Annotated in this window: 24 protein-coding genes, 1 tRNA gene and 1 pseudogene; 21 read left to right on the forward strand and 5 right to left on the reverse strand. The window is 37.8% G+C overall.

The window, feature by feature from the left end:
- Positions 1 to 44: 44 nt before the first annotated feature.
- From lepA to ACH8JV_RS00590, 10 genes are all read left to right on the forward strand, one after another.
- Positions 45 to 1862, forward strand: a complete 1818-nt coding sequence (lepA, locus tag ACH8JV_RS00545) for a translation elongation factor 4 (RefSeq protein WP_004699962.1) — start codon at positions 45 to 47, stop codon at positions 1860 to 1862.
- Between the two features lie 70 nt (positions 1863 to 1932).
- Positions 1933 to 2760 carry a signal peptidase I gene (gene lepB / locus ACH8JV_RS00550; RefSeq protein WP_016804957.1) on the forward strand — a complete coding sequence of 276 codons (828 nt, stop codon included), beginning with the start codon at positions 1933 to 1935 and terminating at the stop codon, positions 2758 to 2760.
- Positions 2761 to 2783: 23 nt separating this feature from the next.
- Positions 2784 to 3158: a DUF4845 domain-containing protein gene (locus ACH8JV_RS00555; protein ID WP_016804956.1), complete on the forward strand. Its 375-nt coding sequence runs from the start codon at positions 2784 to 2786 to the stop codon at positions 3156 to 3158.
- Complete coding sequence (rnc, locus tag ACH8JV_RS00560; protein ID WP_004707545.1) at positions 3130 to 3822, forward strand: ribonuclease III; 693 nt, start codon at positions 3130 to 3132, stop codon at positions 3820 to 3822. Before ACH8JV_RS00555 ends, rnc begins: the two co-directional genes overlap by 29 nt.
- An 11-nt stretch (positions 3823 to 3833) precedes the next feature.
- Positions 3834 to 4856, forward strand: coding sequence for a GTPase Era (era, locus tag ACH8JV_RS00565; protein WP_080593587.1), 1023 nt, complete (start codon positions 3834 to 3836; stop codon positions 4854 to 4856).
- Between the two features lie 18 nt (positions 4857 to 4874).
- Complete coding sequence (locus ACH8JV_RS00570; RefSeq protein ID WP_396519153.1) at positions 4875 to 5075, forward strand: NF038104 family lipoprotein; 201 nt, start codon at positions 4875 to 4877, stop codon at positions 5073 to 5075.
- A 9-nt stretch (positions 5076 to 5084) separates the two neighbouring features.
- A complete protein-coding gene (locus tag ACH8JV_RS00575) occupies positions 5085 to 5798 on the forward strand; it encodes a DNA repair protein RecO (protein WP_022575281.1) in 714 nt (237 codons plus the stop codon).
- Between the two features lie 13 nt (positions 5799 to 5811).
- Positions 5812 to 6537, forward strand: coding sequence for a pyridoxine 5'-phosphate synthase (gene pdxJ, locus ACH8JV_RS00580; protein ID WP_016804931.1), 726 nt, complete (start codon positions 5812 to 5814; stop codon positions 6535 to 6537).
- 6 nt (positions 6538 to 6543) lie between these two features.
- Positions 6544 to 7188: a tRNA-(ms[2]io[6]A)-hydroxylase gene (locus ACH8JV_RS00585; protein WP_151739120.1), complete on the forward strand. Its 645-nt coding sequence runs from the start codon at positions 6544 to 6546 to the stop codon at positions 7186 to 7188.
- Positions 7189 to 7462: 274 nt separating this feature from the next.
- A complete protein-coding gene (locus ACH8JV_RS00590; protein WP_016804929.1) occupies positions 7463 to 8221 on the forward strand; it encodes an SDR family oxidoreductase in 759 nt (252 codons plus the stop codon).
- A 184-nt stretch (positions 8222 to 8405) separates the two neighbouring features.
- Here ACH8JV_RS00590 and ACH8JV_RS00595 read toward each other — a convergent pair.
- Positions 8406 to 8481: transfer RNA gene (locus tag ACH8JV_RS00595), tRNA-Asn, on the reverse strand.
- 49 nt (positions 8482 to 8530) lie between these two features.
- Here ACH8JV_RS00595 and ACH8JV_RS00600 point away from each other — a divergent pair.
- Both ACH8JV_RS00600 and ACH8JV_RS00605 read left to right on the forward strand, forming a co-directional pair.
- Positions 8531 to 8675: pseudogene (locus tag ACH8JV_RS00600) on the forward strand (hypothetical protein); the annotation flags it as partial.
- A 41-nt stretch (positions 8676 to 8716) separates the two neighbouring features.
- A complete protein-coding gene (locus ACH8JV_RS00605) occupies positions 8717 to 9145 on the forward strand; it encodes a hypothetical protein (protein ID WP_022575284.1) in 429 nt (142 codons plus the stop codon).
- Positions 9146 to 9159: 14 nt separating this feature from the next.
- Here ACH8JV_RS00605 and ACH8JV_RS00610 read toward each other — a convergent pair whose 3' ends face one another.
- The gene (locus ACH8JV_RS00610; RefSeq protein WP_396519156.1) at positions 9160 to 9597 is read right to left on the reverse strand and encodes a PaaI family thioesterase; all 438 of its coding nucleotides are present in this window, start codon (positions 9595 to 9597) and stop codon (positions 9160 to 9162) included.
- Between the two features lie 185 nt (positions 9598 to 9782).
- Here ACH8JV_RS00610 and ACH8JV_RS00615 point away from each other — a divergent pair, with 185 nt between their 5' ends.
- Positions 9783 to 10193 carry a GFA family protein gene (locus ACH8JV_RS00615; RefSeq protein ID WP_396519158.1) on the forward strand — a complete coding sequence of 137 codons (411 nt, stop codon included), beginning with the start codon at positions 9783 to 9785 and terminating at the stop codon, positions 10191 to 10193.
- Between the two features lie 51 nt (positions 10194 to 10244).
- Here the strand turns inward: ACH8JV_RS00615 and ACH8JV_RS00620 are convergent, their stop codons facing one another.
- Positions 10245 to 11480 carry a pyridoxal phosphate-dependent aminotransferase gene (locus ACH8JV_RS00620; protein WP_279970084.1) on the reverse strand — a complete coding sequence of 412 codons (1236 nt, stop codon included), beginning with the start codon at positions 11478 to 11480 and terminating at the stop codon, positions 10245 to 10247.
- A gap of 208 nt (positions 11481 to 11688) precedes the next feature.
- Here ACH8JV_RS00620 and ACH8JV_RS00625 point away from each other — a divergent pair, with 208 nt between their 5' ends.
- Positions 11689 to 11868, forward strand: coding sequence for a hypothetical protein (locus ACH8JV_RS00625; RefSeq protein WP_002118942.1), 180 nt, complete (start codon positions 11689 to 11691; stop codon positions 11866 to 11868).
- Positions 11869 to 11897: 29 nt separating this feature from the next.
- Here the strand turns inward: ACH8JV_RS00625 and ACH8JV_RS00630 are convergent, their stop codons facing one another.
- Together ACH8JV_RS00630 and ACH8JV_RS00635 are read right to left on the reverse strand one after the other, a co-directional pair.
- A complete protein-coding gene (locus ACH8JV_RS00630) occupies positions 11898 to 13334 on the reverse strand; it encodes a diguanylate cyclase domain-containing protein (protein ID WP_396519160.1) in 1437 nt (478 codons plus the stop codon).
- Between the two features lie 143 nt (positions 13335 to 13477).
- A complete protein-coding gene (locus ACH8JV_RS00635) occupies positions 13478 to 14269 on the reverse strand; it encodes a hypothetical protein (RefSeq protein WP_396519162.1) in 792 nt (263 codons plus the stop codon).
- 179 nt (positions 14270 to 14448) lie between these two features.
- On the opposite strand from ACH8JV_RS00635, the gene uvrB reads away from it, so the two are divergent.
- The 7 genes from uvrB (at position 14449) to cgtA (ending at position 22837) form a co-directional block, all read left to right on the forward strand.
- The gene (gene uvrB / locus ACH8JV_RS00640; protein WP_016804922.1) at positions 14449 to 16470 is read left to right on the forward strand and encodes an excinuclease ABC subunit UvrB; all 2022 of its coding nucleotides are present in this window, start codon (positions 14449 to 14451) and stop codon (positions 16468 to 16470) included.
- A 93-nt stretch (positions 16471 to 16563) separates the two neighbouring features.
- Positions 16564 to 17151: a lipocalin family protein gene (locus ACH8JV_RS00645; protein ID WP_396519164.1), complete on the forward strand. Its 588-nt coding sequence runs from the start codon at positions 16564 to 16566 to the stop codon at positions 17149 to 17151.
- A gap of 108 nt (positions 17152 to 17259) precedes the next feature.
- Positions 17260 to 18207, forward strand: coding sequence for an EamA family transporter RarD (gene rarD, locus ACH8JV_RS00650; RefSeq protein ID WP_396519166.1), 948 nt, complete (start codon positions 17260 to 17262; stop codon positions 18205 to 18207).
- 216 nt (positions 18208 to 18423) lie between these two features.
- Positions 18424 to 19881, forward strand: a complete 1458-nt coding sequence (locus ACH8JV_RS00655) for a glyceraldehyde-3-phosphate dehydrogenase (RefSeq protein ID WP_263614343.1) — start codon at positions 18424 to 18426, stop codon at positions 19879 to 19881.
- A 150-nt stretch (positions 19882 to 20031) separates the two neighbouring features.
- Positions 20032 to 20766, forward strand: coding sequence for an MFS transporter (locus ACH8JV_RS00660; RefSeq protein WP_396478272.1), 735 nt, complete (start codon positions 20032 to 20034; stop codon positions 20764 to 20766).
- 11 nt (positions 20767 to 20777) lie between these two features.
- Positions 20778 to 21452 (forward strand): hypothetical protein, encoded by a 675-nt coding sequence (locus ACH8JV_RS00665; protein WP_311069411.1) that lies wholly within the window; start codon positions 20778 to 20780, stop codon positions 21450 to 21452.
- A gap of 164 nt (positions 21453 to 21616) precedes the next feature.
- Positions 21617 to 22837 carry an Obg family GTPase CgtA gene (gene cgtA / locus ACH8JV_RS00670; RefSeq protein ID WP_191010286.1) on the forward strand — a complete coding sequence of 407 codons (1221 nt, stop codon included), beginning with the start codon at positions 21617 to 21619 and terminating at the stop codon, positions 22835 to 22837.
- Position 22838: the final 1 nt, after the last annotated feature.

The following is a 22838-nucleotide window of genomic DNA, read 5'->3' on the forward strand; positions in this document are numbered from 1 at the left end:
TTAAAACAAGCTACATAGCACTTTATATTTTCTCAAGGTAGCCCATGGCGCAAGCTAAAAAATCAGTTGATATCAAAAATATCCGAAATTTCTCGATTATCGCTCATATCGATCATGGTAAGTCTACTTTGGCTGACCGTTTTATTCAGATGTGTGGTGGCTTACAAGATCGTGAGATGCAAGCTCAGGTCTTGGACTCAATGGAGCTTGAGCGCGAACGTGGGATTACCATTAAAGCAGCCTCAGTGACATTGTATTACACCCATCCAAATGGACAAGAATATCAGCTTAACTTTATTGATACTCCGGGGCACGTTGACTTCTCGTATGAAGTATCTCGCTCATTAGCTGCATGTGAAGGTGCATTGTTGGTTGTCGATGCTGCGCAAGGCGTAGAAGCACAATCAGTTGCAAACTGTTATACCGCGATTGAACAAGGTCTCGAAGTTCTTCCTATTTTAAATAAAATTGATTTACCGCAGGCTGAACCTGAACGTGTAATTCATGAAATTGAAGAAATTATCGGGATTGAAGCGACAGATGCACCGACTTGTTCAGCAAAAACAGGTTTAGGTGTTGAAGGTGTATTAGAGCGTTTAGTTGACGTTATTCCGGCACCAGAAGGTGATCGTGAAGCTCCATTACAAGCTTTAATTATCGATTCATGGTTTGATAACTACTTAGGTGTAGTGTCTCTTGTTCGTATTAAACAAGGTCGTATCCGTAAGGGCGACAAAATGTTGGTTAAATCGACTGGACAAACTCATCCGGTAACTTCTGTAGGTGTATTTAATCCTAAGCATACTGAAACAGATATTCTTGAAGCTGGTGAAGTAGGTTTTGTTATTGCGGGTATTAAAGACATTTTTGGTGCGCCAGTAGGTGATACCATTACACTTGCAACAACACCAGACGTTGCAACTTTACCTGGTTTTAAAAAGGTTAAACCGCAGGTTTATGCGGGTCTTTTCCCAATCGATTCAAGCGACTTTGAACCATTCCGCGAAGCATTACAGAAATTACAAATTAACGATTCTGCCTTGTTCTTTGAACCTGAAAGTTCGGATGCACTTGGTTTCGGTTTCCGCTGTGGTTTCTTGGGCATGTTGCATATGGAAATCGTACAAGAGCGTTTAGAACGTGAGTACGATCTCGATTTAATTAGTTCGGCACCAACAGTAGTTTATGAAGCTGTTACCAAAAAAGGTGAGACGATCTATATCGACAGTCCGTCTAAAATGCCAGATGGTTCAGTTGTTGAAGATTTACGTGAGCCAATTGCTGAATGTCATATTCTTGTGCCGCAAGAATACTTAGGTAATGTCATGACCTTATGTATTGAGCGTCGTGGTGTCCAAAAAGACATGAAGTTCTTGGGTAATCAAGTTTCGATTACTTTTGAAATTCCAATGGCTGAAGTCGTAATGGATTTCTTTGACAAGCTTAAATCATGTTCACGTGGTTTTGCATCGCTAGACTATAACTTCGTACGTTTCGAAAGTTCATCTTTAGTTAAGGTTGATGTATTAATTAATAGTGAAAAGGTTGATGCCTTGGCTATGATTTGTCACCGTAATGATGCTCGCCATCGTGGTATTGCTTTAGTTGAAAAAATGAAAGACTTGATTCCACGTCAAATGTTTGATGTTGCAATTCAGGCTGCCATTGGTGCTCAAATTATTGCTCGTTCGACCGTTAAGGCGATGCGTAAAAACGTTCTAGCAAAATGTTATGGCGGTGACGTGTCTCGTAAGAAGAAATTACTTTCTAAACAAAAAGAAGGTAAGAAACGTATGAAACAAGTGGGTAGTGTAGAAATTCCACAAGAAGCGTTCTTAGCTGTTTTGAAAGTAGAAAGATAAAAGAAAGGGCTGGGATGAACTTATATTCTCCCAGCCATAAAGCAAGCAGCTAGGCTGCGAGTGAGGTCATGTGGATTTTGATTTTAATTTAATTCTTGTTCCAGTTACGCTGATTTTATTTGCAGTGTGGTTGTTAGATAAACTTGTTTTTAAACAGCGTGCGAATAAAGGCCGAGAGAACGAAAATTTTGTTATTACATGGGCCTATGACTTTTGGCCAGTTTTAGCTGTTGTACTTGTACTTCGCTCATTTCTTTATGAACCATTTAATATTCCATCAGACTCGATGGTTCCAACTTTAGAGACTGGCGATTTTATTTTAGTTAATAAATTTGACTATGGTGTGCGTTTACCTATCGTAAATAAAAAAGTGATTGATGTAGGTGAACCAAAACGTGGTGATGTCATCGTATTCCGTTACCCACCTCAACCAACCATTAGCTATATTAAACGTGTAATCGGTTTGCCGGGTGACCATATTGTTTATGATCATGGACAATTGATTATTAATGGCCAAAAAGTTCCTAAAGTAGCAACACAGTTTAGTCGTGAAAAAGATGCTTTAGATACACCAACGTCTATTTATCATAAAGAAACTATTGGTGATCATACCTTTACGATGCGTGAGCTTGAAGGCGTAAACGTTGCGCGTCAGGCACCATTTATCAACTATGTTGATAATGGCAAATATTCAAACCAAGACGGTTTATATTGGGAAGTAACCGTTCCGAAAGGACATTACTTTGCAATGGGGGACAACCGCGATCAAAGTGCTGATAGTCGTTTCTGGGGCTTTGTTCCTGAAGAAAACTTAACAGGCCGAGCTTTCTATGTCTGGATGCATAAAGAACCTGGTTTCCACCTGCCAAGCTTTAACCGAAATGGGAAAATAGATTAAAAACAACCATTAGGAAAACAAAAATGCGTAAGGCACAACAGGGTACTTCGTATTTAGCAATTTTATTTGGGGTGGTCATATTTGCAATTGCAGTGAAAGCTGTACTTGCAGTTTGGCCAGCGTATTGGGATGATCGTGTGATTAATAATCAGATTACTGAGCTTATGCAACAAAGCTCAGCTGATACGACACCCCAAAAGTTTATGGCACAGATGGATCAAAGACTGGAAATGAATAATATTCGTGATCTCCATTTTAAAGAGATTGCGGAAGTGTTTAACCAGTCTGGTCTAACGGTCAAAAAGAAATATGAGGTAAGAAAGCCTTTCTTACTGAATATTGATTTAGTTTTAACATTTGAGAAGAGTTTTGACAAAACATCAGTTCAAACTAAGTGATCCTCGCTTACTCAGTCGAATCGGTTATCAATTTAAACAGCCTGAATTGCTACAGTTAGCTTTGACTCACCGTTCGGTGAGTCATAAGTATAACTATGAGCGTCTGGAGTTTTTAGGCGATTCGCTGTTGGGGATGATCATTGCTAATTATTTATACCATGCCTACCCACATGAAAATGAGGGGCGCTTAACGCGTATGCGTGCAACTTTGGTTCGCCAAGAAGCATTAGGTAAAATTGCAACCGATTTGCAACTTAGTCGGTGTTTAATATTGAGCACGGGTGAGTTGAAATCTGGCGGTCATCATCGTGAGTCAATATTAGCAGATACGGTAGAAGCGATTATTGGTGCAATTTATCTTGATAGTAGTGATCTGAACCTACTCAAAGATATTGTGTTAAAATGGTACGTACCTTATTTAGATCATATTGAGCCAACAGATCAACTCAAAGATCCAAAATCACGTTTACAAGAGTATCTACAAGCACGTAAAAAACCTCTCCCTGTTTACGAGGTTGTAGATATTCAGGGTGATGCACCTCATCAACACTTTAAAGTCGAATGTTTGGTAGATGGTTTACCAAAGATTTATGGTGAGGGGTCAAGTCGTCGTTTTGCCGAGCAGGCAGCAGCGGCGGAAATTTTAAAGTTATTGGAGCAATAACCTGCATGTCGATGCATTCTGATCAAATCAATCCAGATTCAAATGAAAACCAAGATCCAAACAATCTGATTGATCAATTTTTTAGTTCCAAAGGCGTTACAATTCCTTCGGATTTTAAGAGCGGATTTGTGGCGATTGTGGGACGTCCAAATGTGGGTAAATCTACCCTCATGAACCATTTATTGGGTCAAAAACTCTCAATTACTTCACGTAAACCTCAAACGACACGCCATAAAATTATTGGCATTGATTCACGTGAAAAAATGCAAGCGGTTTATGTAGATACACCGGGAATGCATAAGAAAGAAGTACGCGCGATCAATAAAATGATGAACCGTGCTGCACATTCTGCATTACGTGACGTTAACTTGGTTTTATTTGTTATCGATGCTTATAAGTGGACTCAAAATGACGATTTAGTGCTTGAGAAACTCAAGAACGCTGAAATGCCAGTTATTTTGGTAATTAACAAAGCTGATACTTTTGAAGATAAAAGAGAGATTCTTCCTTTGATTCAAGAGCGTACCAAGCTCATGAATTTTGCTGAGATTGTTCCTGTTTCAGCCCTTCGTGGAGCAAACTTGGAACATTTAAGTGAAACGATTGAAAAATATCTTCCTTATCAGCCACCACTGTATTCATTCGATCAAATTACGGACCGTTCTGAACGCTTCTTGGCAAGTGAAATCATTCGTGAAAAAATCATGCGTCAGTTGGGTGAAGAGCTACCATACGATTTAACAGTACAAATTGAATCTTTTAAAACGGAAGAGGCAACTGTTAATGAGAAAACTGGTCGATTAAAGCCAGCTTGTACCTATATTGATGCAACTATTTTTGTAGATCGTCCTGGCCAAAAAGCAATTGTGATTGGTGAAAAAGGTGCCAAGCTTAAAACGATTGGTATGGATGCTCGTAAAGACATGGAAAAAATGTTCGAACAAAAGATCATGCTTACCTTATGGGTTAAAGTTAAAGGTGGTTGGTCTGATGATGAACGTGCTTTAAAAAGTTTAGGATATAGTGATATCTAATAAGCAGGAAATACTGGTATGAAAGCAATTACATCAATATTGGCTATTGTTGGGTGTACATTGATGTTACAAGGTTGTGTATATAAGCTTGTAACCGTACCAGTAGGTATTGCCTATAAAACAACGAAAGGTGTAATGAAGGGTACAGCTGCTGTTGTGGGAGCTGTAATTCCTGATGGTGATGATGACGATAAGAAAGAAAAAGAATCTAAGGAATAGTTTCTTTTTATGATGCGCAATGAAGTCCTGCATGGATATATGATTCATCATCGTAAATATCGTGAAAAAAGCCATATTGTGCATCTCTTCACTCAGGAATACGGGCGGGTTGATGGTATTTTAAGACAGACTCCGCCTCCTCAATATCAACCAATTCGGTTGCAAGCCACAGGTAAAAGTGAACTTAAAAATTTTACGAAGCTGGAAATATTAAATCAGCCAGTTTTCTTTTTTGGTGATGCTTTTTTTGCTGGTTTTTATTTAAATGAAATTGTTTTAAGACTTTGCCCATTAGAAGAGGCAATGCCACAAACTTTTGAACAATATCAGTTAACTTTGCTTCAGTTACAACAATTATCTTCTCACGAAAATCCAGATCTCTTTCTCAGACAGATATTAAGGCAGTTTGAACATGTCTTACTTCCAGAGCTAGGCTATGCGATTGATTTCTCAGTTGATAGCGCACAAAAAGAAATTTTGCCTCATCAGTTTTATCAGTTTCAAGTGACTGAAGGTTTTGCTCCAGTCGTTCAGGCAGGCCGTTCATCTTTGTCGGGAAAAGCAATTTTATCTATGCTGGACTATGAGCAAGGGCAGGATTTTTCTCACGAACAATTGCAATTATTAGGTAAACTATACCGTCAAATGATTACATCGCTTTTAGGTGACCGTCCCCTAAAAAGTCGACAATTGTGGATTCAAAATACTCAAACTCAATCGTAATTAGGATTTATTTATGGCTGCATTGCTTGGTGTAAACATAGACCATGTTGCTACTTTAAGACAGGCGCGCGGTACTACTTACCCAGACCCTGTAGAAGCTGCTCTTATTTGTGAACAAGCTGGTGCAGAAGGTATTACTTTGCATTTGCGTGAAGACCGTCGCCATATTCAAGATGATGATGTGCGCCGCATGCGTCCATTGTTAAAAACACGTATGAATCTGGAGTTGGCTGTTACTGATGAAATGGTTGAGTTTGCAAAAGAAATTAAGCCGCAACATGTATGCTTCGTTCCTGAAAAACGCCAAGAAGTAACAACTGAAGGTGGCTTAGATGTAGTCACTAACTTTGAAAAAGTTAAGGCTGCAACTCAGGCCCTAGCTGCTCTGGGGTGTGACGTATCATTATTTATTGATGCGGATTTTGCTCAAATTGATGCGGCAGTGGCATGTGGTGCACCTACAATTGAGTTGCACACAGGCGCATATGCTGATGCAGCAACTGAGCAAGAACAACAAGAAGAACTTGCTCGCATTGTAAAAGGTGTTGAATATGCAGCTTCAAAAGGTTTAGTTGTAAATGCAGGTCATGGACTTAACTTAAAAAATATTGCACCAATCGCAGCAATTCCACAAATTCATGAATTAAACATTGGTCATTCAATTATTGCAGATAGTGTTTTTGTAGGTCTGGCACAGGCTGTTAAAGATATGAAAACAGCGATTCAGGCAGCAGGATAATTAGTAATGTCGAGTATCAATTACGATGAATTAATGCAGCCAGTATTAGCATTTTTGGGGTGTCAAACTCCAAATGAATGGTTAGATGAGGCCGTTAATAATTTAGATATCTTGATGCAAGATCATGCCAATTGCGAGAAAAAAGCAGCTGGTACGGCAATGAACTTAATGTTCCGCTATAGTTTTTTTACAGATCTACAAGTCAAACTTGCTCAACTTGTACGTGAAGAAATGCTTCATTATGAACAAGTCCTCGAATTTATGACGAAACGTGGGCAAGAGTGGAAAGGTTTAAGTGCAGGCCGCTATGCAGGTGGTTTACGAAAAGAGATACGCACATATGAGCCAGAAGCTTTAATTGACGTACTAGTTATAGGAGCTTTTGTAGAAGCACGTTCATGCGAACGTTTTTATGCACTTGCTCCGCGTGTAGATGACGAACTGGGACGCTATTATCGTTACCTGCTTAAGTCTGAATCTCGTCATTTTGAAGACTATTTGGCACTAGCGCTTGATGTCGCAAAAACTGCAAAAATGAAAGATCCTGAAGAGGATATTCAGCAGCGTATTGAACACATCCGTGAAGTTGAAAAAAATCTGATTTTGACTCCGGATGATACTTTCCGGTTTCATAGTGGTGTTCCTGCATAGTTTTGAATGCTTCAGTTAAAAAAGTTTACCGTGAAAGGTAAACTTTTTTATTAGGTGAGCGTTATCTTTTTGGCTATAGACATATTCTGCTTTTAGTTTTTAAATGCATATAATTATTTAATAAATATATTTTTTATAGATTTTAATTTCTCTTAAAATTTTTAAAAAAAACTTTTATTTTTTTAGGCTAATAATAAATATTGTGTAAATATAAAGGCTGATATGTTCATCATGAGTTCAACTGAAATAGTTGATCATTTCTAAGGATATAAGAATGTTAGCATTAGTTACAGGCGCATCGGCAGGTTTTGGTTATAGCATTTCAAAAAAGCTGATTGAGTTAGGCTATAAAGTTATTGGTTGTGGAAGACGGGCAGAAAAACTAGAAGAACTAAAACAAGAACTTGGTGAAAAATTCTACCCATTAGTATTTGATATGACGGATACAGCAGAAAATATAAATAAAATATTCAAAGAATTACCAAATGAATTTCAAATCGATCAAATTGATTTGCTCGTAAATAATGCAGGTTTGGCATTAGGCCTAGAATCGGCAGACAAGGCAGAATTAGATGATTGGTACACGATGATTGATACCAATGTTAAGGGGCTTGTTACTGTTACCCGACTGATTTTGCCAAGCATGGTAAAGAAGAAATCAGGCTTAATCATTAATATGGGCTCAATTGCAGGTACATATCCATATCCTGGTGGTAATGTTTACGGTGCAACAAAGGCTTTTGTAGAGCAGTTTAGTCTAAATCTTCGTGCTGATTTAGCTGGTACTGGTGTGCGCGTAACTAACGTTGAACCAGGGCTGTGTGGGGGAACTGAGTTTTCTCTTGTACGTTTTAAAGGGGATCAGGAGAAAGTGAGTAGTCTCTATGATAAGAAAAATCCAATTTTGCCTGAAGATATTGCAAATACGGTAGCGTGGATTGCATCGCAACCAGCTCATATTAATATTAACCGTATAGAAATGATGCCAACAACGCAGTCTTTTAACCCATTAAAAGTTGTAGAAGCGGAATAATAGAATTTTAAAAATGATCTAAAGATGGGGATATATTCTTTAAATTTAGATCTGATGATTAAATCTAGTAAATATCAATTCATGAAAAGCAAATCCTCTACAGATAGGTAGGGGATTTTTTATAGGTATTCAAAATAAATGGCAATAAAAAAGCCCGCTTTAATGCTGCGGGCTTTTTAGTATTTGGCTCTCCCACCTGGGCTCGAACCAGGGACCTGCGGATTAACAGTCCGTCGCTCTACCGACTGAGCTATGGGAGAATCTGCATGCGATTATAAGGAGATTTTGACAAGGGTCAAGTGAAAATCGTCATGTTCCCTTCATTTTTGTGTTGTATGCTTCTTATTTGATCAAGTTGAGTAGAGAGGATATAAATTACTTGCACTTTAAAAACTCAATTGCTAGATTCAAAAAAGAACAAGCGTTTGGAGTAATCCAAACAGTGTGGATTTAAACCAACTTGCCAGCACTAAAATGGCTAAATCGGAGATAAGTATGAAAACACTTACTGTTGCTTCTATTTTTTCTAATTTTGATTTTTATCAACGCAATTATCTCAATATTTTAAATCAACCAGAATCTTATTACACACTTGTAGAAGATGCATGGATCAATGCTTTTCCATTTAAAAAGCAGGACTTGTACTTAGGTGACTTATTACAACTCTGGTTTAGTTCAAAATGGGATGTGCATACTTCACTGAAAGTTTTAAAGTCTTCCAACATATTAGATCAATCTAAACCCCTCTATATTTTCCAGCTCGAAGGCGAATTATTACTAGGTAAAAATAAAGTTTTAGCTTGGTCTACTCAGTGTCATAAAGTGATAGAGCTTCAACTTAAGAATATTTGGGCACCTTATGTGGTTGCACAAACTTGTGACCGTCCAGATCTTCCTGACTTAATAAAAAAGGCAGCCATTTAAAGCTGCCTTAGTTTTTATGGTCGAATGATCATGCAGGTTGCTGTTGCATACGCATAAAGTTTACCTTCTTCATCAATAATTTTACCTTCGGAAATACCTAAATTTTTACTTAAATTAATGACTTTGCCAGTGGCAATTAAAGGATGGTTCTTTGGAATGGGGCGGCACATTTTCACGTTAAGGTCGATTGTGCCATAGCCTACACCCGCAGGTAACATCGTATGTACTGCACAGCCAGTTACCGAATCTAGAACTGTGGCAGCAAAGCCACCATGTACACCACCTAATGGGTTTAAGTGATTATGATCTGCTTGTGCTTTGAAAGTCACACATCCTTCAGAAATTTCAGTAGGTTGCATTGGAATAGTTTTGCTTATACTGGCAGGTGGAATGTGACCTTCAATCATGGCTTGTAAAAATTCGAGGCCTGTCATTTCCATAGGATTTTTCATTTTTTGAGTCCTTCAGTAATTAAGTTCTAAAATGGAACTTGATGTTAAATTAGGCGTTAAAATGCATATTGTCAAGTTGGCAAGTACAAGAAATATGGTTATTTTATAGTTTATAAACTTGTAAAATGTGGTTGAGTAGAATATTTTATAACCCTAAAAATATAAACTTCTTGTGGAAAATAATAATGAACGGTCAGTGTTTATGCGGTAAAACAACTTTTGAAGTTGAATTAAAAAATCATGATGTACATGCTTGCCATTGTTCGATGTGTCGTAGACAAACTAGTGGTGTCAATATGACAGTTGATGTGGTCAAAGGCAGTTTAAAGTTTATTCAGCAAAAGCATCTTAGTATATTTAACTCTTCTGACTGGGGAGAACGAGGCTTTTGTAATGCTTGTGGAACAACAATTTTTTGGAGAACGAAAGATCAAAGTTACTGCAATATCAATGCATTTTCTTTAAATGAGCCAGTAGAAGGCTTGAATTTGGATATGGAAATTTTTATTGATTCAAAACCCGATTTTTATACTTTTCAAAATCAAACAAAAAAACTAACTGAGGCTGAGGTATTCGCATTGTTTAACCCAGAATAATTTTAATTATAAAAAAAGGCCTCAATTTTGAGGCCTTTTTAATTTTACAAATTATTTAGCAGCTTTTTCAGCTTCGATAGATGCAATTGCAGCATCCACACCTTCGATTGATTCAGCAGCTTTTTTGATACGTGCTAACGCATCAACAAGTACTTCATCAGCTGTTGCATATGAAATACGCATGAAGCCGCCTAAACCAAATGCATCACCAGGAACAACTGCTACGCCAGTTTCTTCTAGTAACCATTCAGAGAATTCTGTGCAAGACTTTAAGCCTTTTGCACGAATAAGAGGGCGAATGTTTGCATACGCATAGAATGCACCATCAGCAGGTAAACAAGAGATACCTTTGATGTCATTTAAGCCATTAACTACTAAGTCATGACGACGTTTAAACGCTTCAATCATTGGCTCTAAAACATCTTGTGGACCATTCAATGCAGCTTCAGCAGCAACTTGTGAAATTGAAGTTGGGTTAGAAGTTGATTGAGACTGGATTTTTTTCATTGCACCAATGATTTTTGCTGGGCCGGCTGCATAGCCAATACGCCAACCAGTCATTGCATATGCTTTAGATACACCATTTAAAACAATTGTGCGGTCATATAAATCTGGAGCAACAGTTGCAATGTTGTAGAACTCATCTTCCCAACGAATTGGTTCATACATGTCATCAGAAGCAACAAATACTTGTGGATGACGACGTAAAACTTCTGCTAAAGCTTCTAATTCAGCTTTGCTATAAATCATACCTGTTGGGTTAGATGGGCTGTTTAATACCACTAAACGAGTGTTTGGTGTAATTGCAGCTTCTAATTGTTCAGGTGTAATTTTGAAACGTTGGTCTTCACCACATTTCACAATAACTGGTGTACCTTCAGCAATAATCACCATATCTGGATAGCTTACCCAGAATGGAGCAGGGATGATCACTTCATCACCTTTGTTTAATAATGCAAGTGCCAAGTTAAAGAAGCTTTGCTTACCACCACATGAAACCAAAATCTGGTTTGGTTGATAATCAAGATTATTATCACGCTTAAACTTAGCAATAATTGCTTTTTTTAACCCAGGAGTACCATCTACAGCCGTATATTTGGTGAAACCATTATTAATTGCTTCAATTGCAGCATCTTTAATGTGTTGAGGGGTATCAAAATCTGGCTCGCCAGCACCTAAACCAATCACATTCTTGCCAGCAGCTTTAAGCTCAGCAGCTTTGTTAGTTACAGCAAGTGTAGGGGACGGTTTGATAGCATTGACACGATCAGAAAGACGTACGTCCACGGCAATATTCCTCTTATGGGATTAAAAAATAAAAAGCATACTATCTTATCGCAAAAATTAGGCAATTTGCGGATGTGGGTATTTTTAGATGTAAAAAAGTTTAATTTAAGAAAGATCTTGTTGTGGTTTTACTCAATTGAAGCTTTTTTCGAAAGAAATGAGAAAAATCCTTTATAATAAGTCGCAATCGAAATATCGAGACTGAATTATGACTGAGCAACAGCCAAAACAGAAAAAGGCTTTGGTGAAATTGCCATTCCCAATGCCGAATGAAAGCAATCAAGCAGATGATGCTGTACACAACCAAGTGCGTCCGAAGCCAGAGCAATATGCAGATAGAACTTGGATGCCACCTCGTGGTACGCGCCGTTCTATGGGTAAGCGTTAATTTAAAAAACAGGCAATATGCCTGTTTTTTTATTGTTGTGGCACTTCTTGATAATAACTTTTTTTCTTTTGATACATACTGTGATCTGCGCGTTTTAGCATATCTTCCACTTGTTCATTTTCTTTTGTGGTTGCATGTCCAATAGCAATACTAATTGGATGGCTTGAGTAATATTGATTATCTATATTGAAAAGCTCCTGAATAGTTTGCAGCATCATTAAAACATTCGCTTCATCAGCGCCAGGCATTAAAATCACAAACTCGTCGCCACCGATTCGAGAAGCTGTATATGCAGTATTTGTGATTGTCTGATTTAAAATATTACCTACACGCCGCAATAAACCATCGCCAATATCGTGACCAAGTTGATCATTGGTTTCTTTTAAACCATTCATGTCTAAAAAAATTGAAGAAACAGGGCGAATAATGCTGCGATTTAAGCGATTAAGCTCTTCTGTAAAGAAAGCACGGTTATAAAGCTTAGTCAGTACATCATGCTGGCCTAAATATTCTAAATAATTTTCAGCTTTCTTTCGTGCAGTAATATCTGTCAGCGCAACTTGTACCAATCCCCAAGTCTCTTCATAGCCGGGGAATACGGTAAACTGTAGTAAGACATTTCTAATTTGTCCGTCTAAGGCATAATTAACGGCTTCACGCTTGTGGTGAATATTTCCTTGCCAGAGTTCAATCAGCTGTTCTCTAAAAGTTTCCACCATTTCTTCGGCAAAAATTTTATGGGTATTTTTTAAGAGAGTCGTTTTGTCAGGGGCTTTAAATAAATCTAGAGTCGACTGGTTAACATCTAAAATTAGAATATCTTCTATACATTGACGCACAAACTCAGGATGTACATCTAGAAAAGTCCTAAAGTCTTCAATACCTAATAGCCTAAGCTGATCAATTCTATTTTTAATACGGCTAAAATCTTCAACCCAAAGCGAAGTAGGAGAATAGATAAACATTGACTCTGCTAGGCGTCGATTTTTCTCTTCCTGACGAAGTGCATTTTGATAAGGCGTAATGTCTTCGGTGGTAATTAAAATACGGTCAAATGTAGTTTCAGAACCCGGTAAAATTGCTCCACGCAGTTGTACATCAATACGTTTACCAGAAAGCGTGTAATTTATAGTGGTACTTGAGAAATGAGTTTTGCCATTCCATAACGCTTCGAGTTCATGAATATGGGCTTCAAACATTTCTTTTTTAAAAATAAGATTTAAGTTGGCACATAATTCTTCTTGGTTTTTTGCTTCAAAAAGTTCTAATACTTTTTGGTTGACCTTAATAATTTTAATTTTATGGGCACATTCGACAATTAAATTTTCATTTTGACTTAGAAATTCATATAGGTCTTCGACCCCTTGATTTCTCCATAGGTCAAATAACTGCTTAACTTCACTGAAGTCCTCAATCCACATTGGAATTGGGGGTAAGTCAAAAATTGAAGAATCTAAAGTTTCCATTTGTTTCTTTAAGTATTCAGTTCGTCTTAAAGTATAATGAGAAAAATTAGGATTTGGGAAAATAATCAGTTTAAATCTTTAGAATAATTAAAATAATGAGAAAGCAGAATTTATCTGCTTTTCTCATAAAACATCAAAATAAATTAACGGTTAATTGGGTGGTCGATATTTTTCTCGCCGCGCCATAATTTAATGAAGTCTTGTTCATCGAAATCGTAAAGTTCCATCAGTGCCACAATTACACTGACAAAAATCATTGCGCCTTCTGAGTTACCATGAATATTGAAAATCTTACCATTGAGCTTACCTAAAATATCACTCAATTCATGATCTCGGCCTCTGCCATAGCGGTCACGAGGATATAACTCTTCATTTAAAACAATCAATGCTATCGCTTTTTCAGCATTTGATAAATCAGTTTTATCTAACGCGTCTTCAAAAGAGTCACTGCCATGATTAAAGTAAAAAATAACTTCATCGTTAATGAAACTTTGAACCATTTTTTGAGTGAGTGTCGGAAACTGTGAAACAGCATTATCTTCAACATACGGTTTAAATGATTCTGGAAAAATCACGTTGTGATATATGCCTTTAAAAAGCGGAGCAATTTCGGAAACTTTATAACCTGCAATCCCACATCCTAAAGCAGTCACAAAGTATTTCATTTTAGGGTGATTTTTTGCATAAATTTTAAAGTCTTCAACATAATGCTCGATTTGGGAGAGTGGCATTTGTTGAATATGTTCATTTAAAGTTGGAATTGCAAAGCTTTGTCCAGCCCAGCCACGTCCCACACCTTCTATAGCCCCAAAATGCTGACTGGCAACACGTGCGGCTCCACTACCATGTTGCCCAGCCATATTACTACCGAAGACAAACACTGTATCTTCAGGCAGTTCAGTTACAATACTTTCATCATGATATTGATAGGTCATGGTTATGCTTTTTATCTAATGGATAAGTCCATGTTGCAACCGTTTAAAGCATTGGTCAAGTATCAAGATGCTTAATATTTTCGCTGTAGATTAATCTGGCTACAGACTTTAAATTAGGGAAAAAATCCCCATTAAGTTGCTAGAAGATAAATTCAAATTTTTGATAAAGAGAGAGAACTGTGAACGAAAATCAACCTTTCGATTTGGTCACTCATTACCAGCCAGCGGGTGATCAGCCACAGGCAATTGAAAAGCTGGTGAATGGTGTCGAAAAAGGTTTTCGTAATCAGTTACTGTTGGGTGTGACTGGTTCAGGTAAGACCTATACCATGGCAAACGTGATTGCCCAAACCCAACGACCAACCATTGTGATGGCGCATAATAAGACTTTGGCAGCCCAGCTGTATGGTGAATTTAAAGCCTTCTTCCCAAATAATGCGGTTGAATACTTCGTAAGTTATTACGACTACTATCAACCTGAGGCGTATGTTCCTTCTTCAGATACATTTATTGAAAAAGACGCAGCAATTAATGACCATATTGACCAGATGCGATTATCGGCAACACGTGCTTTGTTAGAACGCCGTGATGCAATTATTGTAGCTTCTGTTTCTGCTATTTATGGTTTGGGTGACCCAAATGCTTATATGCAAATGTTATTGCATGTGGTGCAGGGTGACCGAGTGAGTCGAGACGAAATTATTCGCCGTTTGGTTGAAATGCAATATACCCGTAATGAGCTTGAATTTTTACGTGGTACTTATCGAATTCGTGGCGAAATTATTGACATTTTCCCAGCTGAATCTGACCAACACGCAATTCGTATTGAGCTTTTTGATGACGAAGTAGATTCAATTCGTTGGTTTGATCCACTCACCGGTAAAATGGTGCGAAAAGTACCACGTGTCACGATTTATCCAAAAAGCCATTATGTGACGCCAAAAGACAACTTAACACGTGCTATTGATACCATTAAGGATGAACTTCAAGACCAGCTTAAGTTCTTCCGTGAACATGACAAGTTACTTGAAGCTCAGCGTATCGAGCAACGTACTCGTTATGATTTGGAAATGATGCAGCAGTTAGGCTATACCAATGGTATTGAAAACTACTCTCGTCATTTATCGGGCCGTCCTGCAGGCGAAGCACCACCAACACTATTTGATTATGTACCAGACGATGCTTTACTTATTATTGATGAGTCACATGTAACGGTTCCTCAAATTGGCGCAATGTATAAAGGTGACCGTTCACGTAAAGAAAACTTGGTCAATTACGGTTTCCGTTTACCAAGCGCGCTTGATAACCGCCCTATGAAATTTGAAGAGTGGGAGCGTATTGTTCCGACCACTATTTTTGTCAGTGCAACGCCCGCTAAATACGAATTGGAAAAATCAGAGCAAGTAGTTGAGCAGGTCGTTCGTCCAACAGGTTTGATTGATCCAGAAATTGAAGTTCGCCCAGTACTTACGCAAGTCGATGATGTACTTTCTGAAATTAATATTCGTAAGAATTTAAATGAACGTGTGTTGGTGACGACTTTAACTAAACGTATGGCGGAAGATTTAACGTCTTATTTAAAAGAATATGGCGTTAAGGTTGCTTATTTGCATTCAGATATCGATACAGTTGAGCGTGTCAAAATTATTCATGAGTTACGTACGGGGGTATTCGACGTTTTAGTCGGTATTAACTTGCTTCGTGAAGGTTTGGATATGCCAGAGGTTTCTTTAGTTGCTATTTTAGATGCAGATAAAGAGGGCTTCTTACGTTCAGAACGTTCGCTTATTCAGACCATTGGTCGTGCTGCGCGAAATGTGAAAGGTAAAGCAATTTTATATGCAGATAGAATTACCGATTCTATGCAAAAAGCAATTGATGAGACTGAGCGCCGTAGAGCCAAACAAATTGAGTTCAACGAACTACATGGTATTACACCTCGTAGTGCTGTTCGTCAGGTCATCAAAGAAATTGATGCAGGTGAAGTGCTTTCAGATGATCAAATTGATGAGAAGGTATTAGAGCAGGCACAAGCTTTAAGTGCCGATGATCGACATATTCTTTCTGATCCTAAATTGTTTAGTAAGCATATTACTAAGCTTGAGAAAGAAATGTTAAAAGCATCCAAAGACTTACAATTTGAGCAAGCGGCACGTATTCGTGATGAAATCGTTCGTTTAAAAGCGCAAATGTTGCAATAAATGGATACATAACACTACATGATTTGTTTAAAAAACAAGCTAGTGTAGATATTTAAGTTATTTTGTATTCACAACTAAAAGTTGAGGGCAACAATGGCATTTCGAAATAATGTTCCGCAAGCCAGTTGGCGCTTGGCAAAAATTGCATTGGGCGGGATTGTTCTGACTGGTTTGGCTGTCGGAACATATGCCTACGCTCAGCAGAAGCCTTTACCAACTGTCGATAAAGTTGAATTAGACCGTTATTTAGGTGTGTGGTATGAAGTCGCGCGTAAACCCGCTTTTTTCCAAAAAAAATGTGCTTACAACGTATCTGCAACTTACACCTTGAATGAAAATGGAAATATCGTTGTAGATAACCGTTGTTATGATAGCCGCAAGCAATTACAGCAATCTATTGGTGAGGCTTTCGTAGTTAATCCACCCTATAACACAAAATTAAAAGTGAGTTTTTTACCTGAGGCTGTAAGGTGGATTCCAGTCATTCGTGGGGATTACTGGATTTTAAAACTGGATGAAGACTATCAAACGGTTTTAGTCGGGGAGCCTTCCCGTAAGTATCTTTGGGTATTATCTCGAACGCCACACCCGCATAAAGAAGTAATTGACGAATATCTGAATTATGCAAAAACATTAGGATTTGATATTCGTGATGTTATTCATACTGAGCACAAAGAATAAATAAATTCTGCTTAATAAAAAACCATGTCTTCGCATGGTTTTTTCTTTTGTATAGTGGATAAATCAAGTATTGTAGCGCTTTATTTTTATTAAAGTATAAAGAGGTTGGTGATGTTAAAAGGCGTGATTTTCTCTGTCATGGCATCATTAACTTTCGGTGTGCTTTATTTCTATACTCAACTACTTGGTCAACTCGATAGTGAGCAGACGTTTGGGTGGCGTATTATTGCGACTTTGCCATTTTTAACTGTGTTTATGTGGTGGAGTGGTGACTTAAGCCATATTAAAAATATCTATCACCGTATTTTGGCAAAACCATCTTTTCTCTTATTACTCATCACAACCTCCGTTTTGACGTCGGTACAGTTATGGCTCTTTTTATGGGGACCCATGCACGGCCGTGGTCTACAAGTGTCTTTGGGATATTTCCTTTTACCGCTTGTTTTAGTGTTAGCTGGCAGTGTCTTATATGGCGAAAAAATATCAAAATTTCAATGGGTCGCTATTGTTCTGGCAATAGTGGGTGTAGGTCATGAGATTTTTCGTCTAGGAAGCATTGCTTGGGAAACTGCTTTAGTGGCTATAGGTTATTCCGCTTATTTCTTGTTACGTAAGAAAATTAAAACGGATAATTTAGGAGGCTTTTGGTGGGACCTTCTGATTATTATGCCAGTTGCAATCTATCTGACACATACAGGGTTATTGCCATATAGTAAGTTTTTCAATCAGCCGACACTCGGGTTGGTTATTGCAGGATTAGGTGTGCTTAGTGCTATAGGCTTGGGATGTTATATATTGGCAAGCCGTTATTTACCTTTGGTTGTTTTTGGTCTGCTTGGATATCTTGAACCAGTACTACTTGCTTTAGCATCTTTAGTGCTAGGGGAAAGCATTGGTAAAGAAGAATGGTTTACTTATCTTCCAATTTGGTGTGCCGTTTTGGTATTGGTGTTAGAAGGCGCATTCCATCTATATCAACAGCAGCAAAAAGCCAAAAATTTGCAGTTAAATATCGAAAAATATCAAAAAAGATTAAAAAATGATGCTCACGATTAGAGCATCAGAATCTAAAAAGTAAGAAAAAGCAAAAATTTAGCTGCTTTAAACAATAAGATAATAAAAAATAATTATAGGTATTTTATGAATTTATGATGAATTTTAGGAAAATCTAGCCACTAACGTCAGCTTTTGATTCATTCTTGCTAATAATTCCATTACAATTACGGGGTTTTAAAAATCACGCCTAGATATAATTAATTAGAGGACGTATCTGTGAGCAAAGACACTATCATCGCCCTGCACGCTGAACACCAAGGCCGTTGGAAAAACCGTGAAGAAATCGCGGAACGTATGATTGCAGTAATCGGTCAATTATACCGTGAAAAAAATATTGTCGTATCTGTTTACGGTCGCTCTTTAATTAACCGTTCTGTTATTCAAATTTTGAAAACTCACCGTCGTACACGTGTTGTAGATGTTGAGCTTTCTGTTGTAAATACATTCCCAATTTTAGAAGCTTTAGCAAAAGTTGAAAACATTGGTTCTGCAGAAGTTGATATCGGTAAACTTGCAGTTGAATATAAAGAAAAAGGCGGTGATGTTGACGCGTTTGTTGCTCAAGCTGTTGAGTCAATTAAAGGTAGCGCAACTTCTGAACAACCTAAAGACGTAGTTCTTTACGGTTTTGGTCGTATCGGTCGTATCTTAGCTCGTTTAATCATTAGCCAATCAGGTTTAGGTCGTGGTTTAAGCCTTAAAGCGATTGTTGTTCGTAAGTCTTCTGACGGTGACTTGGCAAAACGTGCTTCTTTACTTCGTCGTGACTCAATTCACGGTACTTTCGCTGGTACAATCTCTGTTGATGAAGAAAACGAAGCAATCATTGCGAATGGTAACTTCATTAAAGTGATCTATGCATCTAGCCCAAGCGAAGTAGACTATACACAATACGGTATTGAAAACGCGCTTTTAATCGACAACACTGGTAAATGGCGTGATGCTGAAGGCTTAAGCCAACACTTGAAATGCCCAGGCGTTGCACGTGTTGTATTAACTGCACCAAGTAAAGGCGAAATGAAAAACGTTGTATTTGGTGTAAACAACACTGACATCTTAGATGAAGACAAGATCATCTCTGCTGCAAGTTGTACAACAAATGCAATCACTCCAATTCTTAAAGTATTGGATGACAAATATAAAGTTCTTAACGGTCACGTTGAGACAGTTCACTCATTTACAAATGACCAGAATTTAATTGATAACTACCACAAAGCTGATCGTCGTGGTCGTGCAGCTACATTGAACATGGTTATTACTGAAACTGGTGCTGCTAAAGCTGTTGCTAAAGCATTACCTGCATTAAAAGGTAAGTTAACTGGTAACTCTGTACGTGTTCCTACACCAAACGTATCTCTTGCGATTTTAAACTTAACGCTTGATAAAGAAGTTGATCGTGAAGAAGTGAACGAATACATTCGTCAAATCTCGATTAACTCTAACCTTCAAGGTCAAATCGGTTATACAAACTCTACAGAAGTAGTATCAAGTGACTTTATCGGTTCTCGTACAGCTGGTGTATATGATGCTCAAGCAACGATTACTTCTGGTAACCGCTTAACTGCTTATGTTTGGTACGATAACGAAGTAGGTTATAGCTGCCAAGTATTACGTATCGCTGAACAAATGTGTGGCGTAAGCTATACAAAAATTCCTGCAGAAACTAACGCTTAATTCCATTTAACGTTAGATAAAAGTATGTGACAAAAAGACCCAGTTTAGACTGGGTTTTTTTACAACCGTACAAAATATATGCTGATTATTTTTTAGAAATCAATGAGAATAGGACTTAAGGAACAAAAAGAAATAGTAAAGGGATTGGAATTGCAGCAGTTTAAAAGATTATTAATCGTCTTCTTTTTTATCATTATCGCGAATATATGTGGTGTGCTCATCGCCATTTGGGTTTTCAAGCATTTTAATATTTATATTCCGCTGAAAAACCAAGCTGTAGCGATTGATTTACAAGAACCATTGCAGGTGCAAGTTAAAGTCAAAGATGCTTTAAATGTCGATGTAAAAGGCCGAGTAAATGCGAATATTCCTATTAATGAAAAGTTAACGATTCCTCTCACACAGACGTTAACTCCACGTGTCTATTTCGATAATATGGTGCCAATTAGTACCGTTATACCGGTTAAAGAAACGTTAAAAGTTGATCAAAGTCTACCAATAGATACAAAAGTTCAAGTCAGAGTATTAGGTAGGGATATTACTTTGCCATTAAAAGGTAATATTCCATTAAAGCTTGATGTACCTATTGATATTCAAGTCCCACTTGATCAAAAAGTTCATTTGAAATTTGATGCTCCGGTAAAAACTGTTTTAAAAGAAGATCTTCATATTCCATTAAATGCTCAGTTAAAAACAAACATTCCAATTCAGGGGAGTTTGAATGTACCTGTAAAAACTGCTTTAAATGCTTCGGTAGATGTGAAAAATACGTTGCCAGTTAGAATTGAGCATGGTGAGTTAAAAATACCTTTATCGAGCATGAGCCTTAATCGTGTTAAAGATGATAATGCTACATCTTTACCTGCTCAGAACCAGAAAAAGTAGGTGGGTGGCTTATGTTGGGTTCAATAAAAAGTATGCTCATCAGTTTCTTTCTGATTATGGTACTCACGGCAATTTTATTTTGGCTCTATTTAAACATACAGGCTTCAGTGGTTGTTTCTGCACACGAGTCGGATATTCGATTACCAGAGTCATTAGAAACTAAAATTCATGTTGGCAATAATTTACAGGTACAATCTATAGGTAAACTAGATACCTCAATTGATATTGATCGTCAGATTTCGGTGCCATTAAAGGGAAGATATTTGGCTGATTTAGAGTTTGAAGTTGAGACTCCAATTACAGTAAGTGTTGATTATGCGACAACACTGAAAGTCGATCAGGTTATGCCTTTAGAAACAACCACCGATTTAATTTACCAAAATAAACTACTTCCTAGATTTCCATTAAAATTAAATATTCCCATCAATCTTGATATTCCATTTCAGTTAAAACGTAGTTATACCATTCCGGTTAAAATTGCTTTTAATGGTCCGGTTTATTTTGAGTTTGATGAATCGGTAAATTTACCAATTAAGCATCAGTTTAATCCAAGTTTAAAAATTAACGATGCAATGGAAATGGGTAATATCTCAAGCTTTAATGCGATTATGTATAACTCGGTACAGCACACAAAAGCTAATTTAGATATGAAGATGGATTTGCCTTTACGTAATGTTCATCCTTAAGTGATAAACACATAAAGAGAGGCAATGATCTGCTGTAAATTTTTATCAATATCAAAAGAAATAAAATAAGACCTATGAAAGTAGAATTCTCTCGATTTTCTATTCGAGAATTTTATGAAAATATGGCAGAATAGGCGGTTTTAGAGTTTTTAGAGGATTGGCAAATGCGCTTTGTTGATGAAGCAGTCATTACCGTAGAGGCTGGCGACGGTGGCAATGGCGTAGCCAGTTTTCGCCGTGAAAAATTTGTACCATTTGGTGGCCCAGATGGTGGTGATGGCGGACGTGGTGGAAGTATCTATATTCAAGCCGATGATGATACAAGTACCTTAGTCGATTACCGTTACACCCGTAAATTCCGCGCTGAGCGTGGTAAAAACGGTGCAGGTGCTAACTGTACCGGACGCGGTGGTGAAGATGTGGTTTTAAAAGTACCTGTTGGTACAACAATTGTTGATACAGATTCTGGCGATATTATTGGCGACTTGGTTGAAGACGGCCAAAGAATTCTGGTTGCAGGTGGTGGTGAAGGTGGTTTGGGGAATACTCACTTTAAATCATCAACTAACCGTGCTCCGCGTAAATGTACTACGGGTACTAAAGGTGAGTTTCGTGAAATTCGTCTTGAGTTGAAAGTATTGGCAGATGTTGGCTTATTAGGTATGCCAAATGCGGGTAAATCTACTTTCATTCGTGCTGTAAGTGCTGCAAAGCCAAAAGTGGCAGACTATCCATTTACAACCATGGTTCCAAACTTGGGTGTTGTAGATGCTGACCGTCATCGTTCATTTGTAATGGCCGATATTCCGGGCCTTATTGAAGGTGCGGCAGAAGGTGCAGGTCTAGGAATTCGCTTCCTTAAACATTTGGCCCGTACTCGTATTCTTTTACACATCATTGATGTACAACCAATTGATGGTTCAGATCCAGCACATAATGCAAAAGCTATTATGAACGAGCTGGCTAAGTTTTCACCTACTTTGGCGAAACTACCAGTTGTTTTGGTGCTGAATAAACTGGATCAAATTGCTGAAGAAAGCCGTGAAGAGTGGTGTCAGCACATTCTAGATGAATTAGAGTGGACTGGTCCTGTCTTTAAGACATCAGGCTTATTAAGCGAAGGAACAAAAGAAGTTGTGTATTACTTGATGGATCAGATTGAACAACAACGTGAACGCGAAGTTGAAGATCCTGAGTACGCAGCAGAAGTAAGAGCTTTCCGTGAACAACTAGAAGTTGAAACACGTGAACAAACCATTGCGGCAAAAGAAGCATATCGTGCGATGCGTCGAGCACAACGTCTCGAAAGTATGATGGACGATGATGACGATTTTGACGATGATGAAGACGACAATGATGTAGAAAGCATCTACGTTCGTGACTAAA

The sequence above is a fragment of the Acinetobacter sp. ABJ_C5_2 genome (assembly GCF_044538485.1).
GTDB lineage: Bacteria > Pseudomonadota > Gammaproteobacteria > Pseudomonadales > Moraxellaceae > Acinetobacter > Acinetobacter nosocomialis_A.

Coding starts and splice junctions, on each gene's coding strand:
- lepA (WP_004699962.1), top strand. CDS start 45: ATGGCGCAAGCTAAAAAATCAGTTGATATCAAAAATATCCGAAATTTC.
- ACH8JV_RS00555 (WP_016804956.1), top strand. CDS start 2,784: ATGCGTAAGGCACAACAGGGTACTTCGTATTTAGCAATTTTATTTGGG.
- era (WP_080593587.1), top strand. CDS start 3,834: ATGCATTCTGATCAAATCAATCCAGATTCAAATGAAAACCAAGATCCA.
- ACH8JV_RS00570 (WP_396519153.1), top strand. CDS start 4,875: ATGAAAGCAATTACATCAATATTGGCTATTGTTGGGTGTACATTGATG.
- ACH8JV_RS00575 (WP_022575281.1), top strand. CDS start 5,085: ATGATGCGCAATGAAGTCCTGCATGGATATATGATTCATCATCGTAAA.
- pdxJ (WP_016804931.1), top strand. CDS start 5,812: ATGGCTGCATTGCTTGGTGTAAACATAGACCATGTTGCTACTTTAAGA.
- ACH8JV_RS00585 (WP_151739120.1), top strand. CDS start 6,544: ATGTCGAGTATCAATTACGATGAATTAATGCAGCCAGTATTAGCATTT.
- ACH8JV_RS00590 (WP_016804929.1), top strand. CDS start 7,463: ATGTTAGCATTAGTTACAGGCGCATCGGCAGGTTTTGGTTATAGCATT.
- ACH8JV_RS00605 (WP_022575284.1), top strand. CDS start 8,717: ATGAAAACACTTACTGTTGCTTCTATTTTTTCTAATTTTGATTTTTAT.
- ACH8JV_RS00610 (WP_396519156.1), bottom strand. CDS start 9,597: ATGAAAAATCCTATGGAAATGACAGGCCTCGAATTTTTACAAGCCATG.
- ACH8JV_RS00615 (WP_396519158.1), top strand. CDS start 9,783: ATGAACGGTCAGTGTTTATGCGGTAAAACAACTTTTGAAGTTGAATTA.
- ACH8JV_RS00625 (WP_002118942.1), top strand. CDS start 11,689: ATGACTGAGCAACAGCCAAAACAGAAAAAGGCTTTGGTGAAATTGCCA.
- ACH8JV_RS00630 (WP_396519160.1), bottom strand. CDS start 13,334: ATGGAAACTTTAGATTCTTCAATTTTTGACTTACCCCCAATTCCAATG.
- ACH8JV_RS00635 (WP_396519162.1), bottom strand. CDS start 14,269: ATGACCTATCAATATCATGATGAAAGTATTGTAACTGAACTGCCTGAA.
- ACH8JV_RS00645 (WP_396519164.1), top strand. CDS start 16,564: ATGGCATTTCGAAATAATGTTCCGCAAGCCAGTTGGCGCTTGGCAAAA.
- ACH8JV_RS00665 (WP_311069411.1), top strand. CDS start 20,778: ATGTTGGGTTCAATAAAAAGTATGCTCATCAGTTTCTTTCTGATTATG.
- cgtA (WP_191010286.1), top strand. CDS start 21,617: ATGCGCTTTGTTGATGAAGCAGTCATTACCGTAGAGGCTGGCGACGGT.